Origin of the sequence: Mitsuaria sp. CC2 (genome assembly GCF_048957715.1) — a bacterium.
Taxonomy (GTDB): domain Bacteria; phylum Pseudomonadota; class Gammaproteobacteria; order Burkholderiales; family Burkholderiaceae_C; genus Roseateles.
Genome location: NZ_JARVXN010000024.1, coordinates 1 through 26,427, shown reverse-complemented (window position 1 = coordinate 26,427; position 26,427 = coordinate 1). Strand labels below are relative to the sequence as shown.

The window sequence follows — 26,427 nt, the reverse complement described above, 5'->3', positions numbered from 1 at the left end:
GACTCATGGCGACCCCCTCATCGAGCGCGGCCGGCGGCGGTCCCGCGCCGCAATACCTGAAGGTGAAGACGCATCTGCGCGAGGGCATCGCCGGCGGCCGGTGGCGCGCGGGCGAGCGACTGCCGTCCGAGGCGGAACTGACCGAGGTCTTCGGCGTCAGCCGGATGACCGTGAACCGCGCGCTGCGCGAGCTGCATCAGGAAGGCATGATCGAGCGGGTGCAGGGCGTGGGCACTTTCGTCGCCCAACTGCACCGGATCGCATCGACGCTGACGGTGCGAGACGTGCACGAGGAGATCGCAGAACGCGGTCACCTCCACGAGGCCAGGGTCCACGTGCTGGAGTCCTTGAAGGCGAGCGCCGAACACGCCGCGATGCTGGGTCTTCGCGCCGGTTCGACCTTGTTTCACAGTGTCATCGTCCATCGCGAGAACGGCATCGCGATCCAGTGCGAGGACCGCCTCGTCAATCCGGCGTGCGCCCCGGCCTACATGGACCAGGACTTCGAGCGCGTGACGCCGACGCATTACCTCCTCGAAGTCGCCCCGCTGTCGGAGGCCCGCTATACGATCGAGGCGGCGATGCCGAATGCGCTCGAGGCGAAACTGCTGGGCATGCCACGCGGCGAGCCCTGCCTCGTGGTGAAGCGGGCGACCTCCAGCCTCGGCCGCACGGTGACGGCGGTGCGGCTGGTGCATCCGGCCAGTCGATATTTCCTTGAGGGCAGCTTCCAGGCGTGACGCTGTTCACGAGTTGGCGAGCAAGTTGTGGCAGGAGGAACGATGTGACGTTTCGTGACGTGACGCGATGGATGACTCTTCGAAAATCCGGGGCTTCGACAAAAACCAAGAAGCTGCCGGACATGAGCTGGATGAGGATCACCGCCGATGAGGTCGCGCCGACCGCGTGGCGCAATGGAGGAGGTCGGACGCGCGAGCTGCTCGCGTGGCCCCATGTGGCGGACTGGAAGGTCCGCGTCAGCATCGCCGACATCGACCGCGACGGCCCGTTCTCGGCCTTCCCCGGCGTGGACCGGTGGTTCAGCGTGCTGTCGGGCGGCGGCGTGATCCTGCGCGGCCGGGCGCTGAAGCCGAAAGAGGGCATCGTCCATTTCGCCGGCGAGGACGCGCCGAACTGCGTGCTCATCGACGGCCCGACGCAGGATTTCAACGCCATGCATCGTCGCGACGCGGGCGTGTTCCGCGTGCAGCCGGCGGACCGGCCCGTGATTCCGCACGGGGCGCAGTGGCTGGGGCTGTTCACGCAGGACGGCGGGATGATCATCCACGGTCATCGTTCGGTGCCGCTGGCGCCGCACACGCTGGCCTGGTGCGAGTCGCCGGCCTCGCAGAGCTGCGTCTTCGACGACGGCGATCGGCACGGCCCCGCCTGGTGGCTGATCTGGAGCGAGTCATGACGGCCCCGTCCTCGACGACAGGCGCGGCCTCCGCATCGGCGTCGGCATCCGCACCGGCGGCGATGCCGCGGCGCGTGCTGTACGCCAATGCGACGCTCACCACCCTGGCGGGCGACCGCGACTGGGGCCTGGTGCGCGACGGCGCGCTGCTGGTCGAGGACGAGCTGCTGCGCTGGGTCGGCCCGATGGCGGACCTGCCCGGCGACCTGCGCGACAGCGCGGTCGAGCTGCGCGATCTCGGCGGACTGCTGGTGACGCCCGGCTTCATCGATTGCCACACGCATTTGGTCTACGGCGGCGAGCGCTCGGCGGAGTTCGAGCTGCGCCTGCAGGGCGCGAGCTACGAGGACATCGCGCGCGCCGGCGGCGGCATCCGGTCCACGGTGGCCGCGACGCGCGCGGCCAGCGAGCAGGACCTCCATGCGCTGGCGGTGCCGCGCGCCCGCGCGCTGATGGCGGAAGGGCTGACGACGCTGGAGGTGAAGTCCGGCTACGGCCTGTCGCTCGCGGACGAGGCCAAGTGCCTGCGCGTCGCCCGGCAGCTGGCGGCCCTCGGCCTGACGGTGAAGACGACCTACCTCGGCGCGCACGCGCTGCCGCCCGAATTCGACGGTCGCCAGGACGCGTACGTCGATGCGGTCTGCGCGTGGCTGCCGGAGCTGCATCAACAGGGACTCGTCGACGCGGTCGACGCTTTCTGCGAACGCATCGGGTTCACGCGCGATCAGACCCGCCGTGTGTTCGATGCGGCGAGGGCGGTCGGCCTGCCGGTGAAGCTCCACGCGGAGCAGCTCAGCGATCAGGGCGGCGCCGCGCTGGCGGCCGAGTTCAATGCGCTCTCCTGCGATCACCTCGAATACCTGAGCGAGGCAGGCATCGCCGCGATGGCGCGCGCCGGAACGGTGGCGGTGCTGCTGCCCGGCGCCTTCTACTTCCTGCGTGAAACGAAGCTGCCGCCGATCCAGGCGCTGCGCGACGCCGGCGTGCCGATCGCGCTGGCGACGGACCACAACCCGGGCAGCTCGCCGGGGCTGTCGCTGTTGCTGATGCTCAACATGGCCTGCACCTTCTTCCGGATGACGCCGGAGGAGGCGCTGCGCGGCCTGACGACGAACGCGGCGCGGGCGCTCGGTTTGCCCGATCGCGGGCGGCTGACCGCCGGCCAGCGCGCCGACTTCTGCGTCTGGGATGCGTCGCATCCGCGCGAACTGGCCTACTGGTTCGGCCGCAATCCGCTGCGGCAGACCGTGGTGGGCGGACAGCCGCGCGGCTGAGCCACCGGGAGACTCGAGGAACGAGCGATGAAGCACGACGTCTTTGAACTGCGGCGTGGCCGCACACCGCTGTTGATCAGCATGCCGCACGTGGGCCGGGAGATCCCGGGCGACCAGCATCACCGCTACGTCGAGCGGGCGCTCGGCAGCGAAGACACGGACTGGCATCTGGAGCCGCTGTACGCGCCCATCGCCGGGCAGCTCGGCGCCGGCTTGCTGGTGCCGCGCTTCTCGCGGTATCTGATCGACCTGAACCGTCCGCCCGAGGACACGCCGATGTACCCCGGCGCCTCCAACACCGAGCTGTGCCCGACGCGTTTCTTCACCGGTGAGCCGCTGTACAAGGACGGCCTCGCACCAGACGCCGAGGAGAAACAGCGCCGCCTCGAGACCTATTGGGCGCCGTACCACCAAGCGCTGCAGGGCGAGCTGCAGCGGCTGCGCCAGGAACACGGCTTCGCCCTGCTGTTCGAGGCGCACAGCATCCGTTCGGAACTGCCGTGGCTCTTCGAAGGGCAGCTGCCCGACCTGAACATCGGGACCGTCGAGGGCAGGGCCTGCAAGCAGGTCACGCGCCAGGCGATGGAGATCGCGCTGCGGGCGCAGGACCGGTTCAGCTGGGTCGTCGACGGGCGCTTCAAGGGCGGCTACATCACGCGCCAGTACGGTCGCCCGGAGCTCGGCCAGCAGGCCGTGCAGCTGGAGATGTGCTACCGCTGCTACATGGTCGAGAACGACATGGGCTTCACCGGCTACGAGCTGGACGCCGCCTGCGTCGAGCGCGTCCGACCGGTGCTGACGACGCTGCTGCAGGCCTACTTGCTGGCCAATCCGGTCCGGAACGCCTCATGAGCACCATCGGCGGGGCATCACCGGCGACCTTCCACGCGCCGCTAGCCTGGATGGACGGCGGCTGGCAGCGAGACGTCCTGATGTGCGTCGGCGCGGACGGCCATTGGACCGGGTTGAACGCAGGACGGCCTGCGCCGGCGGAGGCTGTCCGATTGAGCGGCCCGGTGCTGCCGACCCTCGTCGACGCGCACAGCCATGCCTTCCAGCGCGCCTTCGCCGGCCTGTCCGAGCAGCGCGACAGCGTCAGCGACGACTTCTGGTCCTGGCGCGACCGCATGTACGGCGTCGCGCTGCGGGTGACCCCGGCGCAGCTCAAGACCATCGCCGCCCAGCTCTACACCGAGCTCCTGGCCGGCGGCTACACGCAGGTCTGCGAGTTCCACTACCTGCACCACCGCGAGGACGGTTCGCCTTACCCGGACGAGCTCGCGATGGCGATGGCGCTGGCCGAGGCTGCGCAGGAAACCGGCATCGGTCTGACGCTGCTGCCGGTGCTGTACGCGCATGCCGGCTTCGCCCAGAAGGGCCTGCGGGACACGCAACGGCGCTTCCGCACCGATGCCGAGTGGGTCTGGCGCGCTTGTGAGCACATCAATGCGGCGGGCCTGCCGCTCGTGCGTGCCGGGGTGGCGGTGCATTCGCTGCGCGCGGCGCACGCCGAGGACGTGCGGGCGCTGCAGGCGCTGGTTGGCGACGCGGACATTCCCATCCACGTGCATGTCGCGGAACAGCAGCAGGAGGTCGACGACTGCCTCGCCGCCACCGGCAAGCGGCCGATCGACCTGCTGGCTGACTACGGATTGGATTCACGCTGGCACCTGGTGCACGCCACGCACAGCACGCGGGAGGAGATCGCGCGCATCGCCGCCAGCGGCGCGGGCGTGGTGATCTGCCCGGGGACCGAGGGCAACCTCGGCGACGGGCTGGCGGATCTGCCCGGTTGGCTGGAGGCGCACGTGCCCCTGACGGTGGGATCGGACAGTCAGGTCACGCGCGGCTGGGTCGAGGAGCTCCGTTGGCTGGAGTACGGCCAGCGCCTGGGCCTGCAGCGACGCAATGTCGCGGCGTGGCCGGGCCGCCAGCCGTCGACGGCGGCGCGCCTGTTCGACGCCTGCGTCGCGGGCAGCGCGCAGGCGGCGGGCCTGGGCGCCTGGGGTCTGCGGAGGGACGCACGCGCCGACTTCCTGGTGCTCGACACCACCGCGAGCGGCCTGGCCGGTCTGCCGGACGCGGCGCTGCTGGACGGGCTGATCTTCGCCAGCCAGGGGCCGACCTGGCGCGAGGTCTATGTCGCCGGACAGCGCCGCGCCATCGACGATCCCGGCCGGCGAACGCGTTTCGTCGGGACGATGGACGCGCTCTGGCGCTGAGCATCGATCCGCGGCGATAGCAGCGCACGCCGGGCGAACGCGATCCCCGCGTTTCCACAGGGTGTCCGGCTGGCACGCCGGCTGCTAGGCTTTTCCTACTCCTTCTACACAGTGGGGAATGCCATGTGGTCCATGCGTAACTTCACGATCCGGACGCGCCTCCTGGCGCTCGGCCTGTTGTCGGTGTTCGCGCTGCTGCTGATCGGCGGCGACGGGTTGTGGGCGATGGCCCGCACAAAGCAGGATTTCCAGCACTACGTGCGGCAGGATGTCGAATCGCTGGTGCAGCTCTCCGAGATCCGGGCCGGTGTGGGCAACCTGCGACGCTACGAGAAGGACATGCTGATCAACATCGGCGATGACGCCGCCGTGCGGCGTTACCAGGACGAATGGCGCAAGGCCTTCGAGGGCGTCAACAAGAGCCTGGACGCGATCGGCCAGCTCGACATCCTTCCGGAGATCAAGTCGATGCCGCCGGCGATGAAAACTTCGCTGGGCAGCTATCGGAGCGGGCTCGACGGCATCGTGGCGCGCATCCTGAAGCAGGAGTTCGTCGACTCCGCCGAGGCGAACCGGCAGACCGAGCCGATCAAGGGCCCGGTCCGGGAGATGGACAAGCAACTGGGCGAGATGACGAAGGCGATCATGGAGCGCGGCAACCAGGAGGTGCAGCGCATCGACGCCGAGGAGCTCCGCATCCGGACGGCGCTGGGCGGCGTGATGCTGGTCGGCGTGCTGGTGATCGGTGTCTTCACCTTCTTCAACATCGCGTCCATCCTGACGCCGCTGGCGCAGGCGGTCAGCACGACCGAGCGCATCGCGCGCCAGGACCTGAGCGAGCGCGTCGACGTGCTGGGCACCGACGAGACCGCCGCCATGATGCGCGGCGTGCAAGGCATGCAGACCTCGATCCGCGAGGTGGTCAGCGGCGTGCGCAGCGCCACCGACAGCATCGCGACGGCCTCGCGCGAGGTGGCGTCCGGGGCGCACGATCTGAGCTACCGCACCGAGCAGGCGGCGTCCAACCTCGAGGAGACCGCCTCGGCGATGGAACAGCTCACCGCGAGCGTGCAGCACAACGCGGATTCGGCGCGGCAGGCCAACGCGCTGGCGGAAGAGGCGGCAGGCGCCGCGGGACGCGGCGTCGACGTGGTCGGCGAGGTGGTCCAGACCATGGGCCGGATCAGCGCGTCGTCGGCGCGCATCGGCGACATCATCGGCACCATCGACGGGATCGCCTTCCAGACCAACATCCTCGCGCTCAACGCCGCCGTCGAAGCGGCGCGCGCCGGCGAACAGGGCCGCGGCTTCGCCGTCGTCGCCGGGGAAGTGCGCACGCTCGCCCAACGCAGCGCCGAAGCGGCCAAGGAGATCAAGCAGCTGATCACCGCCAGCGGCGAGAGCGTCTCCAGCGGCGCCGCCCTCGTCGAGCGCGCCGGGCAGACGATGAACGAGATCTCCGATTCGATCTCCCGCGTCTCGCGCATCGTGGCCGAGATCAGCCACGCCACCACCGAGCAGAGCGGCGGGATCAACCAGATCGGGTCGGCGATCTCCCAGCTCGATCAGATGACGCAGCAGAACGCGGCGCTCGTCGAAGAGTCCGCCGCCGCGGCGCAGAGCCTGCAGCACCAGGCGGATGCGCTGTCCCGGACGGTGGCGGTGTTCAAGCTGGTTTGACGTCCCGTTCCGTGACATCCGTTCGGAAGGACTCCACGGTCGGCCGGGTTTAGAGCGCTGCGTCCTCTGGCGCTGGCATGGCGGCTGCTAGTCTTTTCCCCATCGATCGATCTCGTTGGGAAAACATGCAGTCTCTGCGCCATTACACGATCCGGACCCGCCTGCTCGGTCTGGGTCTCCTGTCCGTTCTTGCCCTGCTGCTCATCGGCGGCGCCGGCCTCTGGGCCATGGGCAGCTCACGCGCCGATTTCCAGCAATACGTCGCTCAGGACGTGGGCGCGCTGACCCAGCTTTCCGAAGTCCGCGCCGGCATCGGCAACCTGCGCCGCTTCGAGAAGGACATGCTCATCAACATCGGCGACGACGGCACCGTCAAGCAGGCCCAGGCCGATTGGCAGAAGACCTACGCCGGCGTGATCCGCTCGCTCGATACGCTGTCGGCCCTCGAGATGAGCCCGGAGATCCGCAGCCTGCCACCGAAGCTCAAACAGTCGCTGGAAGCCTACAAGGCCGGCGTCGACGACATCGCCAGGCGCATCCTCAATGCCGACTTCGTCGACGCCGCTGAAGCGAATCGCTCCACCGACGCGATCAAGGCGCCTGTGCTGGCCATGGACAGCGGCGTCGGTGAGATGACGACCGCGATTCTGCGCGAAGGCCAGGACGAGGTGCGGCGCCTCGGCACCCGTGAGCTGAGCGTGCGCGGCGTGCTCGGCGTCGTCATGGCGATCGGCGTGGCGCTGATCGCGCTGCTGACCGTGCTCAACATCCGCTCCATCCTGGCGCCGCTCGCCCAGGCGGTGAGCACGACCGAACGCATCGCACGCAAGGACCTGAGCCAGCCGGTCGAGGTCGAAGGCGCGGATGAGACGGCCGCGATGGCGCGCGGCGTGCAGGGCATGCAGGCGTCGATCCGCGAGGTCGTCAGCGGTGTGCGCAGCGCCACCGACAGCATCGCCACGGCGTCGCGCGAAGTCGCCGCCGGCGCGCACGACCTGAGCCAGCGCACCGAACAGGCCGCGTCCAACCTGCAGGCCACCGCGTCGGCGATGGGACAGCTGACGTCCAGCGTGCAGCACAACGCGGCTTCCGCCGGCGAAGCGAAGGCGCTCGCAGAGCAGGCCGCCGAGGTCGCCGTGCGCGGCGTCAGCGTGGTCGGCGAGGTCGTGCAGACGATGGGGAAGATCAGTTCGTCGTCGGCGCGCATCGGCGACATCATCGGCACCATCGACGGAATCGCCTTCCAGACCAACATCCTCGCGCTCAACGCCGCCGTCGAAGCGGCGCGCGCCGGCGAGCAGGGCCGCGGCTTCGCGGTGGTGGCGAGCGAGGTGCGCTCGCTGGCGCAGCGCAGCGCCGAGGCCGCGAAGGAGATCAAGCAGCTGATCACCGCGAGCGGGGAGAGCGTCTCCAGCGGCGCGGCGCTCGTGGGGCGCGCCGGCGAGACGATCAACGAGATCTCCGACTCGATCTCGCGCGTGTCGCGTATCGTGGCGGAGATCAGCCACGCGACCGCAGAACAGAGCGGCGGCATCAATCAGATCGGCTCGGCGATTTCGCAGCTGGACCAGATGACGCAGCAGAACGCCGCGCTGGTCGAGGAATCCGCCGCCGCCGCGCAGAGCCTGCAGCATCAGGCCGATGCACTGGCCCAATCGGTGGCGGTGTTCAAGCTGAGCTGAGACCGGCTGACCGGGCGGGTCTGAACTATTGGCCTGAAGTGCGGACCTGAACTGCAGGCCTGAAACGGGTCAGCAGCCCATGACCTGCACGCGGTTGCGACCCGCGTGTTTCGCGGCGTAGAGCGCCTGGTCGGCGGTCTCGACCAGCAGGGACGGCTTGGCGGGCGCCTCGCCCGCCGCCAGTCCGATGGAGACCGTGACCTGCAGCCCCTCCGCCAGTTCGCCCCAGTCGTGGCTGGCGATGGCGCCGCGCAGCCGCTCGCAGATGTCCTGCGCGCGCTCCGGCGGGACGCCGACGAAGACGAGCATGAACTCCTCGCCGCCGACCCGCGCCAGCAGGTCCGCGCTGCGCAGCTGGCGCCGCAGCACCTGCGCGACCTTCTGCAGCGCCTGGTCACCGACACCGTGTCCGAAGGCGTCGTTGACCTGCTTGAAGTGGTCGATGTCGAGCAGCCCCAGGGAGATCGGCTTGTCTTCCTGCCTCGCCCGTTCCAGCAGGAGCGGCAGCGCGAACTCGGCGTGCCGGCGGTTGTTGAGGCCCGTGAGCGCGTCTTCATGCGCCATGCGTCCGAGCTCCGCGGCCTGGCGACGCAGGCGTTGCTGCTCCTGTTCGGCGAGGTCCGCGCGTTCGCGCTCGCGCCGCAGGTCCTGCATCGCGTGCTCGGCACGCGCCTGCGCCTGCTGGAACTCCTGGCGGATCAGCATGGCCTCGGTCTGCAGCGCCATCGCGCTGCGCGCCGACTGGCGCTCCAGGACGGTGAGCTGTTCGTGCGCGGCCAGGGCCCGCACCGCATCGCCGCGCAGCTTGTAGCCCCGGTAGATTGCCAGCGTGAGCTGACGCCGCAGGCGCGCGGGCAGCGATTGCGGCGATTGCTGGCCGACCAGGTCCTGGAGTGTTTCCAGCGCCGGCAGCGCGTCCTGCGCGCCGGCGGTGTCGTCGCGCTTGAGCTGCAGCAGGGCCCGCTGCGCCCGCGCCTGCAGGACCATGCCCGCATAGCCGTGCCGCTGCGCCAGACGCTCGTATTCATCGGTGATTCCGAGCGCCTCATCGATCGCGCCGGTCCCGAGCTGCAACTCGACCAGATTGGACAGCGACACGACGACCAGGAAGGGGTTGCCTTCCTCCCGGACCAGCGCGGCCGCCCGCACCGCATAGGGCCCGGCCTGCGCAAGCGCCTCGGCGGCCGCCGTCCGGTCCTCGTCACGGATCGCCTCCGCATGCGCCTGCAGCCAGAAATGGGCGAGGTTGTTCAGGCACGACAGCAGCAGTTCGCGCTCGCCCGGCGCCTGCTGCTGGGCGATCTCCAGCGCCTGCAGGGTGTGCTGGCACGCCTGTTCGACCTGGTCCGAAACCGCGAAGGCGACCGCGAGCCGGTTCAGCGCCCAGGCTTCGCGCGCGGCATCCTCGGCGCGTCGGGCGGCCGCCAGCGCCTGCCAGCCGGCCTGCATGGCGTCCCGCCCCATCTGGAACTGCGCGTAGACGTAGCAGAGCTCGGTGAGAGCCTCGGCCGTCCAGCCATCCTGGTCGGGACCGTCGATCAGCCGGACCAGCGCGGCGGCCTCGCTCGCGCGCCGCAGCGCGCCCTGGAGGTCTCCCTGCCTCGGCAGGTTGTGGGCGATGAGGATCAGCGCCCGCGCGCGGTCCCGCGCCGTGTCGGCGGCCACCAGGGACAGCTCCAGGGCATCGGTCGCGTCGCGGTACGCGCCGCGACGGCTCAGGTGCAGGGCTCGCGCCAGCTCGCGTTGGAACAAGGCGGACTCTCCTCCGTCGATGTCGTCGACCTCGATGGTCACAGCATTCGCCGCCGCATAGCGCACGTCAATGGCGGCTCGCCCCAGTGGACGATGGATACAGTCGCAGGCATGCCAAAAGTCTCGAAAGCGCCACGCGCATCCGGCCGTGCCGGCGAACCGCCGTCCCCGGCGCCGGGGACGATCCCCATTCCCCGGGAGGGCGGCTCGTCGATCGGGACGGTGGCGGCGGTGGATCGAGCCCTGGTGGGCGTCGACTTCACCAGCGCGCCGACGGCCCGCAAGCCCATCCGTCTGGCGTTCGGGCGCCGGCAAGGCGGCGTCGTGAAGCTGGAACGCCAGAGGGCGCTGACCTCGCTGGACGCCTTCGAGAACTGGCTCTCGGAACCGGGGCCGTGGCTGGGCGGTTTCGACCTGCCGTTCGGGCTGCCGCGCGAGCTGATCGAGACACTGGGCTGGCCGACCGCGTGGGCGCCGTTGATCGCGCATTACGCGAGCCTCTCGCGCGCCGAGATCCGGGACACCTTCGCCGCCTTCTGCGACGCGCGTCCGGTCGGTGGCAAATTCGCGCACCGTGCCTGCGACGGCCCCGCCGGCTCCTCGCCGAGCATGAAGTGGGTCAACCCGCCCGTGGCCTACATGCTGCATGCCGGCGTGCCGCGCCTGTTGACGGCGGGCGTGCATCTCCCGGGGCTTCATGCCGGAGATGCGACGCGTGTGGCGCTGGAGGCCTATCCGGGACTGCTGGCGCGCGAGCTGATCGGCTCCCGCAGCTACAAGAGCGACGATCGCGCCAGGCAGACGCCCGAGCGTCTGATCGCCCGCAAGGACATGATCGAGGCGCTGGAACAGGGCCGCAGCCGATTGGGCCTGCGCCTGAGGCTGAGCCACGCGCAGCGGGACGAACTGGCCGACGACGGCAGCGGCGACAAGCTCGATGCGGTGCTGTGCCTGATGCAGGCGGCCTGGGCCGATGCGCGCCCGGACTACGGCCTGCCCGTCGGCATGGATCCGTTGGAGGGCTGGATCGTCTGCGCCCCATTCACCGACATGCCCATCGCGAGGATGACGCCATGACCGCCATCGACAACACCGCTTTCTCGCAGACGCCGCTCCAGGTCGCCGTGATGGGCGCTGGCGCGGTGGGCTGCTTCTTCGGCGGCATGCTGGCGCGCGTCGGCCATGACGTGACGCTGATCGGCCGCCCGGGTCATGTGGAAGCGATCCGGGACCGCGGTCTGCGCATGGAGACAAGGATGTTCGATGAGCAGATCCGTCTGCGTGCCGACACCGAGCCTTCGGCGGCGCGCGGCGCGCAGGTGGTGCTGTTCTGCGTGAAGTCGACCGACACGGTGTCGGCGGCCCAGGCGCTGGCGCCGTACATCGGCGCGGACACGCTGCTGCTGTCGATGCAGAACGGCGTCGACAACGCCGAACGGCTGCGCGCGACGGTCCCTCAGCCGGTCTCGGCGGCGGTGGTCTACGTCGCGACGGAGATGGCCGGACCCGGCCATGTGAAGCATCACGGGCGCGGGGAACTGGTGATCGAGCCGGCGCCCGGCGCCGAGCGTGTCGCGCAGGCGCTGATCGCGGCGGGCGTGCCCACCGAGGTGTCTGACAACGTGCGGGGCGCGCTCTGGTCCAAGCTGCTGATCAATTGCGCCTACAACGCGCTCTCGGCGCTGACGCAGCAACCCTATGGGGAGCTGGTGAAGGGGGAGGGCGTGTGGGCGGTGATGGAACAGCTCGTCGACGAGGGCGTGGCGGTGGCCGCGGCGGATGGCGTGACGCTCCTGGGGGATGTGCGCCAGGCCGTGCGCAAGATCGCGGAGACGATGCCGGGGCAGTTCTCGTCAACCGCGCAGGACATGGGCCGAGGCAAGCGCACGGAGATCGATCACCTGAACGGCTTTCTCGTGCGCCGCGGCGAGGTGCTGGGCGTGCCCACGCCCGCCAACCGCGTGCTTCACACGCTGGTGAAGCTGGCGGAGATCAGTAGGTGATGGTCAGCGTGACCGTGTCGGAGTAATTGCCGGGCACGATGCCATTCAGCGACGGCAGCCGGCCGTAGACGGTCAGTTGCTGCTGGCTGCCGGTGCCCGTGCCGGTGTACACGCCGCTGCCGTTGCCGTCGCCCCAGACCTGGGTGCGACCGGCGTCGAGGTACAGCTGGTACGGCAGGTTGTTGTTGCCGCTCTTCATCACGCGCGAGCCGAAGGCCGACGCATTGCCTGCGTTGGCACCCGCGCTCAGGGAGACGCTGTAAGGCGTGGTCTTCGTGCAGGTGAGGTTGAGCGCGGTCGACGCATCCACCGGACCGGGTGTCTGCAGCGGATCGATGGATCCGCCGAAGGTCAGCGTGCTGCCGGTGATGTTGCAGGCGACCAGGATGGTGGCGCCGACCTGGAAGGTGCCGGACCCGGTCGTCGGGGAGGCCGCGTAACTGGTGGAGACGGCGCCAACGATGGCCGCGGCGATGGCCACCGTTCGCGAAATCACTGAAGTCAGACGAGACAACATGGTTGAAGGATTCGTTCGTGCATCGCGGGTGTACGACGGGCTGCTATGACCTCGGCGCGATGCGTTCCGATGTCGGGCCTCTGTGCCGTCCCTGGGTATCAATTGGACACGATTCTGTCAGTTTCCATCCGTGAGCCAGTTCACGGATCGTGGCCATCGCCCTAGAGAGTTCCACCGAATCGGGGAGGAGTCCACCGCATTCTGCTTGTTATCGCGACCATCGCTGTCGGAAAGTGATCCAACGAGTCGGGTGTGACGCAAGTCTCGCTTCGAGCATCCCCCGTCGCCGTCACCGGTACGAGACTGGTGCGTCGTCGGTACGTCATTGGCACGTCACCTGGTGCCCCTCACTTGCGCATCAACGTGGACTTGCCGAACAGCGACTCCACCAGGTCCACCGCCACCAGTGCCGTCTTGTTGCGGACGTCCAGCGCCGGGTTGAGCTCCATGATGTCCAGCGAGCCCAGGCGGCCCGTGTCCGCGATCATTTCCATGCACAGCTGTGCTTCGCGGTAGGTCGGCCCGCCGGGAATCGTGGTGCCGACGCCGGGCGCGACGTCCGGATCGAGGAAGTCGACGTCGAAGCTCACATGCAGATGGGTGTTGGCGTCCATCGTGGCCAGCGCCAGCTCCATGGTGTGGCGCATGCCCATCTCGTCGATGTAGCGCATGTCGAAGACTTCGAGGCCGACCTCGTGCACGAAGCGCTTCTCGCCTTCGTCGACGCTGCGGATGCCGATCTGGCGGATCCACTTCGGATCGATCGCGGGCACCTTGCCGCCGATCCCGATCAGCTCCTGCGGGCCGTAGCCGCACAGGCACGCCACCGGCATGCCGTGGATGTTGCCGCTGGGCGTGAGCTTGCTGGTGTTGAAGTCGGCATGCGCGTCCAGCCATAGCACGCGCAGCTTCTTGCCGGTGTCACGGCAGTGGTGGGCCACCGCGGCGATCGATCCCAGCCCGAGGCAGTGGTCGCCGCCGAGCAGGACGGACATGCGCCCGGCGTTGAGCTCCGCGTAGACGGCGTCGTGCACCGCCTGGTTCCAGGCCGTCACCTCGTCGAGGTGGCGGTAGCCTTCGGTCGGCGGCTGCCAGGGGTTGGACGGGCCCACCAGGTTGCCGCAGTCCTTGACCTCGACGCCGTGCGCCCGCAGCGCCTCGGCGAGACCGGCGACCCGCAGGGCCTCCGGTCCCATGCTGGCGCCCCGGGCGCCGGCCCCCACGTCGGTGGGAGCGCCGATCAGGCTCACGTGTCGTGCTGCGGTCATGGTCCAACCTCTCTTGCTTGCGGAAGGCCCCCGAGGGCCGGATCAGGTGCCGTTGGCGCCGTTGTTCGAGCCGTTCGCGGTGCCGCCGATGTCGTATTCCTTCATCAGCAGGCCCCAGGCCTCGTCCGCGGTTTCAACGTAGTGGAAGAGCTGCTCGTCGCCGGGGCTGATCATGCCGGTGTCGATCAGCAGCTCGAAGTCGATCAGCCGCGACCAGAAGTCGCGTCCGAACAGCAGGATGGGACGCCGACGGCATTTGCCGGTCTGGATCAGCGTCAGCGTCTCGAACAGCTCGTCCAGCGTCCCGTAGCCGCCGGGGAAGGCCGCCAGCGCCACCGACCGCATCAGGAAGTGCATCTTGCGCAGCCCGAAGTAGTGGAAGCGGAAGCAGAGTTCCGGCGTGATGTACTGGTTCGGGCGCTGCTCGTGCGGCAGCACGATGTTCAGGCCGATGCTGCGGCCGCCGGCTTCATGCGCGCCGCGGTTGCCCGCTTCCATGATGCCGGGTCCGCCGCCGGTGACGACGTACAGCGGATGAGCGAAGTCCTTGGTCGTCTCGGTGACCAGCCGCGCGAACTGGCGCGCTTCCTCGTAGTAGCCGCTCATCACCAGGCGACGCTCGGCGCGCTGCACCGCGGCCTTGTCATTCGCTGCGCGAGCGGCGTCGACCGCCGCTTGCGCCGCTTCGCGATCCGCGATGCGGGCGCTGCCGAAGATCACCACCGTCGACTGGATGTTCAGTTCCTGCTGGATCAACTCGGGTTTCAGCAGCTCGAGCTGCATGCGCACCGGGCGAAGCTCGGGCCGCACCAGGAAGTCGGTGTCGGTGAATGCGAGCTGGAAAGCCGCCGGGGGATTGGCGTCGAAGGCCGCGTCGAGGGTAGCCTGCTGCTGGGCTTCCTCCTGCGCGGTGGGGAAGTTGCGGGCGGTGAGTTTGTCGCTTCTGATCATGATTCGATGGCCCGAGAGCTTACGGGTGTTGCCACTTAATTTCTGTTCGTTCGCCAGCGCCTTCGGCGGCCACGGGCGACGGTTTGTTGCGCGGGGTCAGGTCGTGCCGCAGCACGGGCAGCGCGGGTCGCGGGCGACCTTCAGGTCGGTCCATTCCATCCGGCGCGCGTCCAGCATCAGCAGCCGGCCCGGCAGCGTCGAGCCCATCCCGGCCAGCAGCTTGAGCGCCTCGGCGGCCTGCATGCTGCCGATGATCCCGACCAGCGGCGCGAACACGCCCATCACCGCACAGCGCTGCTCCTCGGGCGGCTGGTCCGCGGGGAACAGGCAGGCGTAGCAGGGGAAGGCGCGCTCGCGGCTGTCGTACACGCTCAACTGCGCGTCGAAGCCCAGCGCAGCGCCCGAGACCAGCGGCTTGCCGTGCTTCACGCAGGCGGCGTTGACGAGGTGGCGTGTCGGAAAATTGTCGGTGCAGTCCAGGACGACGTCGGCTTGCGGCACCAGCTCGTCGAGCAGCGCCGCGTCGGCGCGCACGGTGATGGCCTGGACGCGCGGTTCCGGGTTGATCGCCGCGAGGCCGGCGGCGGCCGATTCGGCCTTGGGCTGGTCCACGCGCGCCAGGGTGTGGGCAATCTGGCGCTGGAGGTTCGTCACGTCGACGCGGTCATGGTCGACCAGCGTGATGCGGCCGACGCCGGCGGTGCCCAGGAACAGTGCCGCGGGCGACCCCAGGCCGCCCGCGCCGATCACCAGCGCGTGCGCGTCCATCAGGCGCTCCTGGCCTTCCACGCCGATGTCGTCCAGCAGGATGTGGCGCGAGTAGCGCAGCAGTTGGTCGTCATCCATGGATCATTCCGGTACGGCGTCGTCCGTCGACTGCGGCTGCCGCAGCCCGACCTGCAGCGGCAGCTTCAGGGTGTCCTTGCCGCGTTGCACGGAGATCAAGGTCTGGCTCTCCGGCTTCAGTGCCGCGACGACGTTGACCAGCTCGCGCGGCGATCTCACCGGCTGCCCTGCCACCTCGACGACGACGTCGCCCGCCTCCAGGCCGGCCTTGGCCGCCGGACTCGCCTTGAAGACTTCCTTGACCAGCACGCCGTGATCGACGGACAGTTGCAGCGTGTCGACGACCTCCGGGTTGATGTCGCCGGTGATGACGCCCAGCCAGCCGCGCGAGACCTTGCCGTCCTTCACCAGCGCTTCCAGCACCTGGTACGCGGAGTCCACCGGGATGGCGAAGCCGATGCCCAGGCTGCCACCGCCGGTGCGCGAGTAGATCGCCGTGTTGATGCCGACCAGCCGTCCCTGCACGTCGACGAGCGCGCCGCCGGAGTTGCCGGGATTGATGGCGGCGTCGGTCTGGATGAAGTTCTCGAAGGTGCTCAGGCCGAGCTGGGTGCGGCCCAGCGCGCTGATGATGCCGGAGGTCACCGTCTGTCCGACGTTGAACGGATTGCCGATGGCCAGCACCACGTCGCCGACCTGCAGCTCGCCCGCCTTGCCCGGGTGGATCACCGGCAGCGGCGGCGGCAGCGTGATGCGCAGGACGGCCAGGTCGGTTTCCGGGTCGGTGCCCACCAGTCGGGCCGGCGTGTCGCGGCCGTCCGCGAGTTGCACGCGGATCTCGGTCGCACCGGCGACGACATGGTTGTTGGTCAGCACGTAGCCTTCGGGCGAGACGATCACGCCCGAGCCGAGGCCGGTCTGCGGCCGCTGCTGCTGGGGGCGCTTGCCGAAGTGGAAACGCAGCCAGGGATCGGCGTCGATCTCGCGCTGGCTGGGCGCGGGCTTGTTGGCCAGCACCGCGACGACCGCCGGCGACGCCGCCTGGGCCGCCGCCGCGAAGCTGAACTGTACCGACGCGCGAGGCGGGGCGCCCGCCGCGGCGGGCAGCGTGGGCACGACCTTGGGGGCTTCGTGCAGCCATTCGGGCTTGAGCGTGGCCACCACGAAGTAGCCGGCCAGCGCCACCGTGGTGGCCTGGGAGAAAATCAGCCAGGTTTGACGCAAGAGAGATCCTGTCATGGCACATCGCACGGAGCTGGAGCGGCTGCTCGCCGCCACGCTGGAGCCCACGCGCTTCAAGGATTATGGGCCGAACGGCCTTCAGGTCGAGGGCCGCGACCAGATCCGGCAACTGGTGTGCGGGGTGACCGCGAGCCTCGCGCTGATCGACGCCGCCGTCGCGTCCGGGGCCGATGCGATCCTGGTCCATCACGGGCTGTTCTGGCGCGGCCAGGACGGCCGCGTCACCGGCTGGATGAAGCAGCGCCTGTCGCGGCTGCTCACGAACGAGATCAACCTCTTCGCCTACCACCTCCCGCTGGATGCGCATCCGGAACTGGGCAACAACGCACAACTCGCGAAACATCTGGGCTGGGCCGCCGAAGGTCGTTTCGGCGAACAGGACCTGGGCAGCATCGGCGCATTGCCGGCGGCTTTCGAGTCGCTGGCGTCGCTGAGCGCCCATGTCGAGCAGCGGCTGGGTCGCGCGACGATCCAGGCCGCCGGCGACGGCCGTCCGCTCAAGCGCGTCGCCTGGTGCACCGGCGGCGCGCAGGGCTACTTCGAGGCGGCCATCGCCGCCGGCGCGGACGTCTTCATCACCGGCGAGATCTCCGAGCCGCAGGCTCATTACGCGGCCGAGACCGGCGTGGCCTTCATCGCCGCAGGACACCACGCGACCGAACGCTACGGCGTCCAGGCGCTGGGCCGGCAGGTGGCCGACCAGCTCGGTCTTCAATACCGCTTCATCGACATCCCGAACCCCGCATGAAGGACGACGTCGAGAGTTCCCGCCCGCTGCTGCTGACGATGGGCGACCCCTGCGGCATCGGCCCCGAGATCGCGGTCGCCGCCTGGGCGCGCGATCGGGGGGCGGATCTGCGTCTGGTGGGCGATGTCGGCGTCTTCCGGCGCGCGCTGGACGTCATGGGCGTGAGGCTGCCGGTGGCGGAGCTGGTCCGCGCCGACGGTCCGGTTCCGCCCGACTGCCTGCCGGTATGGCAGCCGGCGGGCCTGCCGCAGGATCTGCTCGAGCAGCCGATCGGTCAGGTGAGCGCGGTCGCAGGCGCTGCCGCGGCGCGCTGCATCGTCGCCGCGACGAAGGAGCAACTCGCCGGGAGATCGCGCGCGCTGGTGACGGCCCCCATCCACAAGGAGGCCCTGCATGCCGCCGGTGTCGACCATCCGGGCCACACCGAACTGTTGCAGGCCCTCTGCGCGGACGCCGACGGCCGGCTGCCGCCCGTGCGCATGATGCTGGCGAACGACGAACTTCGGGTCGTGCTGGTGACCATCCACGTGGCACTGCGGCAGGCGGTCGACCAGATCACCACCGGGCGCGTGCTGCAGACGATCCGCATCGCCGATGCCGCGCTGCGTCGCTCGGGGATCGCCGCGCCGCGCATCGCGGTGGCGGGTCTGAACCCGCACGCCGGCGAAGGCGGACTGTTCGGCGGCGAGGAGATCGAGCACATTGCGCCGGCAATCGCGCAGGCCCGTTCGCTGGGCATCGACGCCAGCGGCCCGTTCGCGCCGGACACGGTCTTCATGCGGGCGCGTCACGCGCCGCCGAAGCACCCCGGCGAGTTCGACGCGGTGATCGCGATGACGCATGACCAGGGGCTGATCCCGGTGAAGTACCTCGGCGTGGAGGAGGGCGTCAACGTGACGCTGGGCCTGCCGCTGGTGCGCACCAGCCCTGATCACGGCACCGCGTTCGACATCGCCGGGACGGGTCGTGCGGACCCGTCGAGCCTGTCGGCGGCGATCCGCATGGCGCGGACGATGTCGAGCTGATCCGCTGAAGCGGCGCAGGGCCGTTCAGTGCTTCGCGCCGAGCGCGGCCAGCTGCTGGCGCGCGCGCGCGGTGGCGCGTTCGAGCAGGTGGGCGTGTTCGAACGCCCGCAGCCGTCCGCCCTCGCACAGCTTGTGCAGCATGCGCGAGGTCATCGTCAGCGTCTCCTGATGCTTCGTCCCGTGGGTGAAGATGAAGAAGCTGCGCGTGCCGCTGATGTGGGCGAGCCGCACCTTGATCCAGTCGCCGTCGCGATGCATCCGGTAGGCGGTGCCGATCTGGAGGTGGTCGATCAGCAGCTCGCCGGACGGCGGCGAAGGCGCTTCTTCCGCGGCGGGCAGGCCGTCGATGCTGATGTCGACCGCCTGCAGCGGTCGATGTTCGTCGGCACCCAGGTCCAGGTCGATGTCGACATGGCCGTCCCAGTCGACGTGCGCGTCCTCCATGAAGCCGAGCCGCTTCGCCTCTTCGTCGGACAGCTTTTCGCTCAAGTCCAGATCCAACGGAACGGCCCCGGGCGCGGGCAGGTCCTGCTCGCGCGGCGGCGCCATGCTGAAGACGGATTCCAGCTGCTTGGCGAGGAGGTTGTATTCCAGCGGGCTCAGCGCCTGGCCCTTCAGCGACTCGGCGTGCGCGGGCAGCAGTTCGGCGAAGAACTTCTTGCGGTCGGGCTCCGGCCAGCGGACCAGGTCCAGCCCTTCGTTGAGCGTGCGCATCAGCACCGGCAGCGAGGCCAGAAAGCCCTGGCGCTGCTGGGGCGTCGTCTTCGGCTGGACCGACAGCACCAGGTCGCGGCCCATGTTGCGCAGCCGTTCGACCAGCGCGGCGTCCAGGTCCGGATGGCGCGAGGCGTGCACCAGGACCTCGCTCCAGGTCTGGGTGAGGAAGTCCCGCAGGAAATCGCGCATGTCCACGCTGGACATGGCCTGCTGCAACTGCTGCATGTAGCGGCGTTGCAGGCGGAGTTCGGTCTCCTTGCGCTCCAGCAGGGCCGCCGTGTCGCCCTGCGACTTCAGCGTCTGCGCGGTCTGGTCCTGGATGAACTGTTCGAGCTGGCCCAGCTTGGACTCGTACAGCTCCATCCGGTCGAAGTCGCCGCTGACGACATCCTGGATCAGGTCGCGCACCAGCGTGAGGTAGGACTTGCCAGGGTCTTCGGTGAAATCGTCGTAGGCCGCGGCCAGCGTCGCGATGCGATTGACCAGGCGTCGCACCGGATGCCGGCGCGAGGAGAAGAAGGAGCGGTCGCCCAGCGCCGCGCGCAGCACCGGCAGTTGCAGCCGCGCGATCTGCTGCGCCATCAACGGCGGCAGTTTGGCGTCGGACAGGATCTGGTCGAACAGGCCAGCGACCACGTCGATCACCATATGGTCCAACGAGCCGCTGGCGGCCTGCCGCAATTCCTCGCGGTGCAGGTGGATCAGGTTGGGCGGCAGCACGATCGGGCCGCCGTCGACATAAGCGGCGGGATCGCCGTCCCAGCCTTGCCACTGGCTGTTCACCGGCAACGGGCCGCCGCCTGTCGCAGGCATCCCCATGGCTGGGCTCACAGCCAGACGGCGCATCAGGTCCATCAGCTGCGGATCGACCGACCAGCCCATCCCGCCGCCGGACTGGCCGCCGCCGGTGGTCACGTAGCCGTCAGCGCCGCTTCCGCCGTGGAATCCGCCAGCCACGCTGTGCAGGCCCCCGGCGCGGCTGCCATGGACGGCCGGATGCAGGGCGCCCGGAAGCGTCGCGTAACGGCTGTCGTGCAACGGGACACCGGACGTCGTGCCGCCGCCGTGCAAGGACTGACCCCGCGTGGCGCCCGGGACGCCGCGCACGCGCAGATCCTGGGGACGCAGACCGCGGCTGCGGAACAGGCCGGCGACGTCGGCATAGCAGGCGCGCATCTCCAGCGCCAGCGCCCGGGTGAGTTCGTCGGTCAAGACCTGGCGCGTGTCCGGATCGTCGGTGACCGCGTTCACCGCCTCGATCAGTGCCTGGGCGACGGCCTGCGGGCGTAGCGGGTGACGGTCCTCGTCCACGCCGGGGATGTCGCCCATGTAGGAATTGACCTCGCGCAGCTCCCATTCGCTCTGGTGGCCCAGCGCCAGGCCGATGCGATCGGTCGCGACCAGGGTGTTGACCTGGTCATCGTCCATGAGGGACAGCTCGTCCCATTGCGTCGCCTTGGGCGCGGCACGCGCATTGCCGGACGCAGCGCTGCCGGAGGCCGGGGCCTCGGCCGCCTGCTGACGCATGGACTGGTCGAAGCGCTGCGAGAACAGCGCCTGGTGTTTGCGGAAGATGAATTGCGCGGACAGCAGCGCGTCCCGCCGCTTGGCCTGCCCGGAGGACAGTGCGGCGAGACCCAGACCTTCAGCGCCGCGCTCCGCGGCTTGTTCCGCCGCGAGGCGCACGCGCTGGAGCGCCGCGTCGACGTGAGGATTCAGACGGTTCATCAAGGCATCAGGCACATTGTGGTGACCGCACCACACGCCAAGTATCGGCGATGGCCATCCCCCGTCCGGGTGGGACTCACCCGGCTTGTGCGCAAAAGGTGAGCTTTGACTGCAGATTTACGCTTTGTCACGCCTCAGTGCGTCGCGGATCTCTCGCAGCAGCTGGATGTCTTCCGGCGTCGGCGGCGGTACGGCCGGCGCGGCGGGCGTGTCGCGCTTGAGCCGGTTCACCTGCTTCACCATGACGAAGATGATGAAGGCCAGGATGATGAAGTTCACCAGCACCGTCAGGAAGTTGCCGTACGCGAACAGCGGCACGCCGGCCTTGGTCAGGGCCTCGTAGGTCATCGGCCCGGCGTAGTTGGCCGGCGGGTCCGACAGCATGATGAAGTAGCTGCTGAAGTCCAGCCCCCCGACCGCCTTGCCGACGAACGGCATGATCAGGTCCTTGACCACCGAGTCGACGATCTTGCCGAAGGCGGCGCCGATGATCACGCCCACCGCGAGGTCCATCACGTTGCCCTTGACGGCGAACTCACGGAATTCGGTCAAAAAACCCATCGCTTGCTCCTTGTGCTCCGCGTGTGCGAAGGCGTCCACTACCAATCGCTTTCCCGGGTAGCCCTCCGCCTCCGGGCAAGCATCCTAACGGCGTTTGCGCTACGACAAATGTCAACGTGGTGCACCGATGCACATCGGTAGAGCGCCTAGGGGCGAACCGGAACTTTCTTACCTAGAATCTTTGGTTGCCCCTGATCAGAAGTTCCCTGTAAGGACCCTCATGAGTGACCCACAAGTGGACCAAGGCAAGCGCACCTGGCTGATTGCAACCGGTTGCGCGGGAGCAGTAGGCGGCGTGGCCACCGCCGTCCCGTTCGTCAGTACCTTCGCTCCGAGCGAGCGCGCCAAGGCGGCCGGCGCCGCCGTCGAGGTGGACATCGGCGGCCTCGCCCCCGGTCAGAAGCTGACCGTCGAGTGGCGCGGCAAGCCGGTCTGGATCGTGCGCCGGACCAAGGAGCAGCTCGACGCGCTCAAAGGCAACGATCCGGAACTCGCCGATCCGCAGTCCGATCGCAAGGCCTTCCCGATCCCGGAGTACGCCAAGAACGAATGGCGCTCGCTCAAGCCGGAGTTCCTGGTCGTCGTGGGCATCTGCAGCCACCTCGGCTGCTCGCCCAGCGACAAGTTCCAGTCCGGTCCGCAGCCCTCGCTGCCGGACAACTGGCACGGCGGCTTCCTGTGCCCCTGCCACGGCTCGACCTTCGACATGGCCGGCCGCGTCTTCAAGAACAAGCCCGCGCCCGACAACCTCGAGGTGCCGCCTTATGCGTTCCTGTCCGACACCCGGCTGTTGATCGGTGAAGACAAGAAGGCCTAACTCCCCAGGAACAGGACCGAGGCAGACAACACATGGCTGAATTCAAGGAAGCACCCGCCGGAGCCCCCTTGGGCGTCAAGCTGATGACCTGGGTGGACAACCGGTTCCCCGCGTCCAAGCTCTACAAGGAGCACATGTCGGAGTACTACGCTCCGAAGAACTTCAACTGGTGGTACATCTTCGGGTCGCTGGCACTGCTGGTGCTGGTGATCCAGATCGTCACCGGGATCTTCCTGGTGATGCACTACAAGCCGGACTCGACGCTCGCGTTCGCGTCCGTCGAGTACATCATGCGGGACGTCCCCTGGGGATGGCTGATCCGCTACATGCACTCCACGGGCGCATCGGCGTTCTTCGTCGTCGTGTACCTGCACATGTTCCGCGGGCTGCTGTACGGCTCGTACCGCAAGCCGCGCGAACTGGTGTGGATCTTCGGCTGCGCGATCTTCCTGTGCCTGATGGCCGAGGCCTTCATGGGCTATCTGCTGCCGTGGGGCCAGATGTCCTACTGGGGCGCGCAGGTGATCGTGAACCTGTTCGCCGCCGTGCCCTTCGTGGGCAACGACCTGGCGCTGCTGATCCGCGGCGACTACGTGGTGGGCGACGCGACGCTGAACCGCTTCTTCAGCTTCCACGTGATCGCGGTGCCGCTGGTGCTGCTCGGCCTGGTGGTCGCACACATCATTGCGCTGCACGAGGTGGGCTCCAACAACCCGGACGGCGTGGAGATCAAGGCGAAGAAGGGCGCGGACGGCCATCCGCTGGACGGGATCCCGTTCCACCCGTACTACACGGTGCACGACATCTTCGGCGTCGGCCTGTTCCTGATGGCCTTCTCGGCGGTGATCTTCTTCGCGCCGGAGCTGGGCGGCTACTTCCTGGAATACAACAACTTCATCCCGGCCGATCCGCTGAAGACGCCTGCGCACATTGCGCCGGTCTGGTACTTCACGCCGTTCTATTCGATGTTGCGCGCCACGACCGACACGATGGTCCAGGTGCTGTGCGGCGTGATCGCGTTGTCGGCGATCATCACGCTGGTGCGCGGCGGGCTGTCGACGCTGGGCAAGGGGATCGTGCTCGTCGGCGCGGTGGTCGGCATCGCGCTGCTCCTCGCCTTCGATGCCAAGTTCTGGGGCGTTGTCGTCATGGGCGGCGCGGTCATCATCCTGTTCTTCCTGCCCTGGCTGGACCACAGCCCGGTCAAGTCGATCCGCTACCGTCCCGACTGGCACAAGTACCTCTACGGGATCTTCGTGGTCTTCTTCCTCGTGCTCGGCTACCTGGGCGTGAAGCCGCCGTCGGACGTGGGAACGCTGGTGTCCCAGATCGGCACCCTGTACTACTTCGGCTTCTTCCTGTTGATGCCGTGGTGGAGTCGGGCCGGCCAGTTCAAGCCGGTGCCCGATCGCGTCACGTTCCACCCGCACTGAACCGCCAACGCCACGGAGTCGATCGAATGAAGAAAATCATCGCCACGCTGCTGACGTCGCTGTGCCTGGGCGCGGGTCTGACGTCGACGGCGCACGCATCGGAGGGCGGCATCGAGTGGGACCGTTTCCCGACGTCCAAGATGAACGATCTGGCCGCGCTGCAGCACGGCGCCAAGATCTTCGTCAACTACTGTCTCAACTGCCACAGCGCGAGCTTCATGCGCTACAACCGGCTGAAGGACATCGGCCTGAGCGACGAGCAGATCAAGGGCAACCTGCTGTTCGCCGGAGAGAAGGTGGGCGAGACCATGAAGGTCTCGCTGGACCCGAAACAGGCCAAGGAATGGTTCGGCGCGCTGCCGCCGGACCTGACCGTGATCGCCCGCTCGCGGGCCGACGGTGCGAAGGGAACAGGGGCGGATTACCTCTATACCTACCTCAGAAAATACTACCGGGACGAAACCAAGGCCACGGGATGGAATAATCTCGCTTTCCCCAGCGTGGCCATGCCGCATGTGCTGTGGGAGCTCCAGGGCGTCCGCACCGCCAGGTTCGAGGAAGAAAAAGACCCGCATGACCCGAGCAAGGTCACGCATGTCTTCAAGGACTTCGTACAGGTGACGCCCGGGACGATGACGCCGCAGCAGTACGACGAGTCCGTTGCCGATCTGGTCGCCTATCTCCAATGGATGGGCGAACCGGCGCAGGGGACGCGTTTCCGGCTCGGCATCGTCGTGGTGCTGTTCCTGCTGGGGTTCACCGTGTTCGCCTGGCGCTTGAATGCCTCCTTCTGGAAGGACATCAAGTAAGAACCGATGACCCGGTCCAGCACCGGGTCCTCAAGCGCAGTGGGGCGCCGAACAGGCCCCCACTGCGTTGTCGTTTGTCTGTTCGGTCTTTTGACCGCGCCGGCGTTGAACTGTGTTGTTTGTAGAAATCGATGAAGCCGAGAGGCTTCGATCAGGAGTCCACTGCCATGATGGTGCTTTATTCCGGAACCACTTGCCCCTACTCGCACCGTTGCCGGTTCGTGCTGTTCGAGAAGGGCATGGACTTCGAGATCCGTGATGTCGACCTCTTCGCCAAGCCCGAAGACATCGCGCTGATGAACCCGTACAACGAGGTGCCCATCCTCGTGGAACGCGACCTCATCCTGTACGAGTCGCACATCATCAACGAGTACATCGACGAGCGTTTCCCGCATCCGCAGCTGATGCCTGGCGACCCGGTGGCGCGCGCCCGCGTGCGGCTGTTCCTCTTCAACTTCGAGAAGGAACTGTTCGCCCACGTCAACGTGCTGGAGAACCGCGGCCAGACGGTCAAGCCGACCGAGAAGCAGCTGGAGAAGGCACGTTCGCAGATCCGCGACCGCCTGACGCAGCTGGCGCCCATCTTCCTGAAGAACAAGTACATGCTGGGCGACGACTTCTCGATGCTGGACGTCGCGATCGCGCCGCTGCTGTGGCGCCTGGACTACTACGGCATCGACATGTCGAAGAACGCCGTGCCGCTGCTGAAGTACGCGGAACGGATCTTCTCGCGCCCGGCCTACATCGAGGCGCTGACGCCGTCCGAGAAGGTGATGCGCAAGTAATACACTGGCTCCCCATGGATGACAGCAAGGACGGCGGCGGTCTCGCCGCCAGCTCGACGCGGCCGTACCTGATCCGCGCCCTGCACGAGTGGTGCACGGACAACGGGTTCACGCCCTACGTCGCGGTGCACGTGGATCGCACGGTCCAGGTGCCGATGGAGTACGTCAGCAACAACGAGATCGTGCTCAACGTCGGTTTCGACGCGACCAGCAACCTGGACCTTGGCAATGACCTGATCCAGTTCAAGGCCCGGTTCGGTGGCGTGGCGCGCGAGATCATCGTGCCGGTCGATCACGTGGTCGCGATCTATGCACGCGAGAACGGCCAGGGCATGGCTTTCCCGCCGCCGAGTCCGGACGACGCCGCCACGCGCCAGCCGGCGACTGGCGCGCCGAACGCGCAGAGGGGCCTGCGGCTGGCGTCCGATGCGAACGGCGGTGCTCCTGGCGCCGCGCAGGGCGAGTCCAAACAGGAGCCGGTCAAGCCGGCTACCCCGGCGGCTGCGACGCCGCCGGAGGACGACGATCCGGGCGCGGGTCCGTCGGGCGGACGCCCGGCGCTCAAGCGCATCAAGTGATCGTCGGTTTTTCGCTCCGGACCGCTCGAAGCTGCGTCTAGAATGCAGCCCGCGCCGCAGAGTCTGCGGCGCGCCAGTTTTCTTTGTGCCGGCTTAGCTCAGTTGGTAGAGCAACCGCCTTGTAAGCGGTAGGTCATCCGTTCGAGTCGGATAGCCGGCACCATGAATAACTTCACGATTCGGTGGCCCACTCCACTGTCGTCGTTTCGGGGAATTCCAGTCGCGACAACAACTTAGCGCGATTTCGGCCGCGCCCCGTACCGCCGCGCCGAAGCTTAATACCCCCACAGTCTACTGTGCCAGTCGCGGGCAGAGGCGGGCATCCGCGACCCCCATTTGTCAAATGGGCACCAAATGCTTTCGGACGCCGGCCCGATATAAAGCCCGTTGGCTACCAGTTCCAGGACCACCCACCTGGAGCTGAAGAATGGA

At 68.3% G+C, this 26,427-nt stretch carries 24 protein-coding genes and 1 tRNA gene; 17 read left to right on the top strand and 8 right to left on the bottom strand.

Annotation, left to right across the window (positions count from 1 at the left end):
• The first annotated feature begins 5 nt into the window (after positions 1–5).
• The 7 genes from hutC to PV762_RS16905 all read left to right on the top strand — a co-directional run bounded on the left by hutC (position 6) and on the right by PV762_RS16905 (position 8,275).
• Positions 6–740 carry a histidine utilization repressor gene (gene hutC, locus PV762_RS16935; protein ID WP_421036171.1) on the top strand — a complete coding sequence of 245 codons (735 nt, stop codon included), beginning with the start codon at positions 6–8 and terminating at the stop codon, positions 738–740.
• Positions 741–862: 122 nt separating this feature from the next.
• Positions 863–1,417: a HutD family protein gene (locus PV762_RS16930; RefSeq protein WP_421036170.1), complete on the top strand. Its 555-nt coding sequence runs from the start codon at positions 863–865 to the stop codon at positions 1,415–1,417.
• 62 nt (positions 1,418–1,479) lie between these two features.
• Positions 1,480–2,691: an imidazolonepropionase gene (gene hutI, locus PV762_RS16925; RefSeq protein ID WP_421036287.1), complete on the top strand. Its 1,212-nt coding sequence runs from the start codon at positions 1,480–1,482 to the stop codon at positions 2,689–2,691.
• Between the two features lie 27 nt (positions 2,692–2,718).
• Complete coding sequence (gene hutG, locus PV762_RS16920; protein ID WP_421036169.1) at positions 2,719–3,543, top strand: N-formylglutamate deformylase; 825 nt, start codon at positions 2,719–2,721, stop codon at positions 3,541–3,543.
• Positions 3,540–4,913, top strand: a complete 1,374-nt coding sequence (gene hutF / locus PV762_RS16915) for a formimidoylglutamate deiminase (protein WP_421036168.1) — start codon at positions 3,540–3,542, stop codon at positions 4,911–4,913. Before hutG ends, hutF begins: the two co-directional genes overlap by 4 nt.
• 123 nt (positions 4,914–5,036) lie before the next feature.
• Entirely contained in the window at positions 5,037–6,593 is a 1,557-nt protein-coding gene (locus PV762_RS16910; protein WP_421036167.1) for a methyl-accepting chemotaxis protein, read from the top strand.
• A 125-nt stretch (positions 6,594–6,718) separates the two neighbouring features.
• The gene (locus PV762_RS16905; protein WP_421036166.1) at positions 6,719–8,275 is read left to right on the top strand and encodes a methyl-accepting chemotaxis protein; all 1,557 of its coding nucleotides are present in this window, start codon (positions 6,719–6,721) and stop codon (positions 8,273–8,275) included.
• Between the two features lie 69 nt (positions 8,276–8,344).
• Here PV762_RS16905 and PV762_RS16900 read toward each other — a convergent pair whose 3' ends face one another.
• Positions 8,345–10,027, bottom strand: a complete 1,683-nt coding sequence (locus PV762_RS16900; RefSeq protein ID WP_421036165.1) for a diguanylate cyclase — start codon at positions 10,025–10,027, stop codon at positions 8,345–8,347.
• A gap of 111 nt (positions 10,028–10,138) precedes the next feature.
• On the opposite strand from PV762_RS16900, the gene PV762_RS16895 reads away from it, so the two are divergent.
• Complete coding sequence (locus PV762_RS16895; protein WP_421036164.1) at positions 10,139–11,104, top strand: DUF429 domain-containing protein; 966 nt, start codon at positions 10,139–10,141, stop codon at positions 11,102–11,104.
• A complete protein-coding gene (locus PV762_RS16890) occupies positions 11,101–12,030 on the top strand; it encodes a ketopantoate reductase family protein (protein WP_421036163.1) in 930 nt (309 codons plus the stop codon). The genes PV762_RS16895 and PV762_RS16890 overlap by 4 nt, the downstream gene beginning before the upstream one ends.
• Here PV762_RS16890 and PV762_RS16885 read toward each other — a convergent pair.
• The 5 genes from PV762_RS16885 to PV762_RS16865 all read right to left on the bottom strand — a co-directional run bounded on the left by PV762_RS16885 (position 12,020) and on the right by PV762_RS16865 (position 16,776).
• Complete coding sequence (locus PV762_RS16885) at positions 12,020–12,547, bottom strand: spore coat U domain-containing protein (RefSeq protein WP_421036162.1); 528 nt, start codon at positions 12,545–12,547, stop codon at positions 12,020–12,022. The two genes, PV762_RS16890 and PV762_RS16885, sit on opposite strands and share 11 nt — an antisense overlap.
• Positions 12,548–12,894: 347 nt before the next feature.
• Positions 12,895–13,815, bottom strand: a complete 921-nt coding sequence (gene rocF / locus PV762_RS16880; protein ID WP_421036161.1) for an arginase — start codon at positions 13,813–13,815, stop codon at positions 12,895–12,897.
• A 42-nt stretch (positions 13,816–13,857) separates the two neighbouring features.
• Positions 13,858–14,766 (bottom strand): LOG family protein, encoded by a 909-nt coding sequence (locus PV762_RS16875; RefSeq protein ID WP_421036160.1) that lies wholly within the window; start codon positions 14,764–14,766, stop codon positions 13,858–13,860.
• 96 nt (positions 14,767–14,862) lie between these two features.
• Positions 14,863–15,612: a HesA/MoeB/ThiF family protein gene (locus PV762_RS16870; RefSeq protein WP_421036159.1), complete on the bottom strand. Its 750-nt coding sequence runs from the start codon at positions 15,610–15,612 to the stop codon at positions 14,863–14,865.
• A gap of 3 nt (positions 15,613–15,615) precedes the next feature.
• Positions 15,616–16,776 carry a S1C family serine protease gene (locus PV762_RS16865; protein ID WP_421036158.1) on the bottom strand — a complete coding sequence of 387 codons (1,161 nt, stop codon included), beginning with the start codon at positions 16,774–16,776 and terminating at the stop codon, positions 15,616–15,618.
• A 13-nt stretch (positions 16,777–16,789) separates the two neighbouring features.
• Here PV762_RS16865 and PV762_RS16860 point away from each other — a divergent pair, with 13 nt between their 5' ends.
• A complete protein-coding gene (locus PV762_RS16860; RefSeq protein ID WP_421036157.1) occupies positions 16,790–17,542 on the top strand; it encodes a Nif3-like dinuclear metal center hexameric protein in 753 nt (250 codons plus the stop codon).
• The gene (gene pdxA, locus PV762_RS16855; protein WP_421036156.1) at positions 17,539–18,567 is read left to right on the top strand and encodes a 4-hydroxythreonine-4-phosphate dehydrogenase PdxA; all 1,029 of its coding nucleotides are present in this window, start codon (positions 17,539–17,541) and stop codon (positions 18,565–18,567) included. Before PV762_RS16860 ends, pdxA begins: the two co-directional genes overlap by 4 nt.
• A 24-nt stretch (positions 18,568–18,591) precedes the next feature.
• Here the strand turns inward: pdxA and PV762_RS16850 are convergent, their stop codons facing one another.
• Both PV762_RS16850 and mscL read right to left on the bottom strand, forming a co-directional pair.
• On the bottom strand, positions 18,592–21,012 hold the full coding sequence (locus tag PV762_RS16850) for a DUF1631 family protein (protein ID WP_421036155.1): 2,421 nt from the start codon (positions 21,010–21,012) through the stop codon (positions 18,592–18,594).
• Positions 21,013–21,129: 117 nt separating this feature from the next.
• Complete coding sequence (mscL, locus tag PV762_RS16845) at positions 21,130–21,573, bottom strand: large conductance mechanosensitive channel protein MscL (protein WP_421036154.1); 444 nt, start codon at positions 21,571–21,573, stop codon at positions 21,130–21,132.
• Between the two features lie 220 nt (positions 21,574–21,793).
• Between mscL and petA the strand changes: the two genes are divergently transcribed.
• The 6 genes from petA (at position 21,794) to PV762_RS16815 (ending at position 26,158) form a co-directional block, all read left to right on the top strand.
• Complete coding sequence (gene petA, locus PV762_RS16840) at positions 21,794–22,390, top strand: ubiquinol-cytochrome c reductase iron-sulfur subunit (RefSeq protein WP_421036153.1); 597 nt, start codon at positions 21,794–21,796, stop codon at positions 22,388–22,390.
• Between the two features lie 32 nt (positions 22,391–22,422).
• Positions 22,423–23,823, top strand: coding sequence for a cytochrome b (locus PV762_RS16835; RefSeq protein ID WP_421036152.1), 1,401 nt, complete (start codon positions 22,423–22,425; stop codon positions 23,821–23,823).
• A gap of 26 nt (positions 23,824–23,849) precedes the next feature.
• A complete protein-coding gene (locus tag PV762_RS16830) occupies positions 23,850–24,632 on the top strand; it encodes a cytochrome c1 (RefSeq protein ID WP_421036151.1) in 783 nt (260 codons plus the stop codon).
• Between the two features lie 167 nt (positions 24,633–24,799).
• Entirely contained in the window at positions 24,800–25,417 is a 618-nt protein-coding gene (locus PV762_RS16825; protein WP_067276593.1) for a glutathione S-transferase N-terminal domain-containing protein, read from the top strand.
• A 14-nt stretch (positions 25,418–25,431) separates the two neighbouring features.
• The gene (locus PV762_RS16820) at positions 25,432–25,995 is read left to right on the top strand and encodes a ClpXP protease specificity-enhancing factor (protein WP_421036150.1); all 564 of its coding nucleotides are present in this window, start codon (positions 25,432–25,434) and stop codon (positions 25,993–25,995) included.
• Positions 25,996–26,082: 87 nt separating this feature from the next.
• A tRNA-Thr gene (locus PV762_RS16815) sits at positions 26,083–26,158 on the top strand.
• The last annotated feature ends 269 nt before the right edge of the window (positions 26,159–26,427 follow it).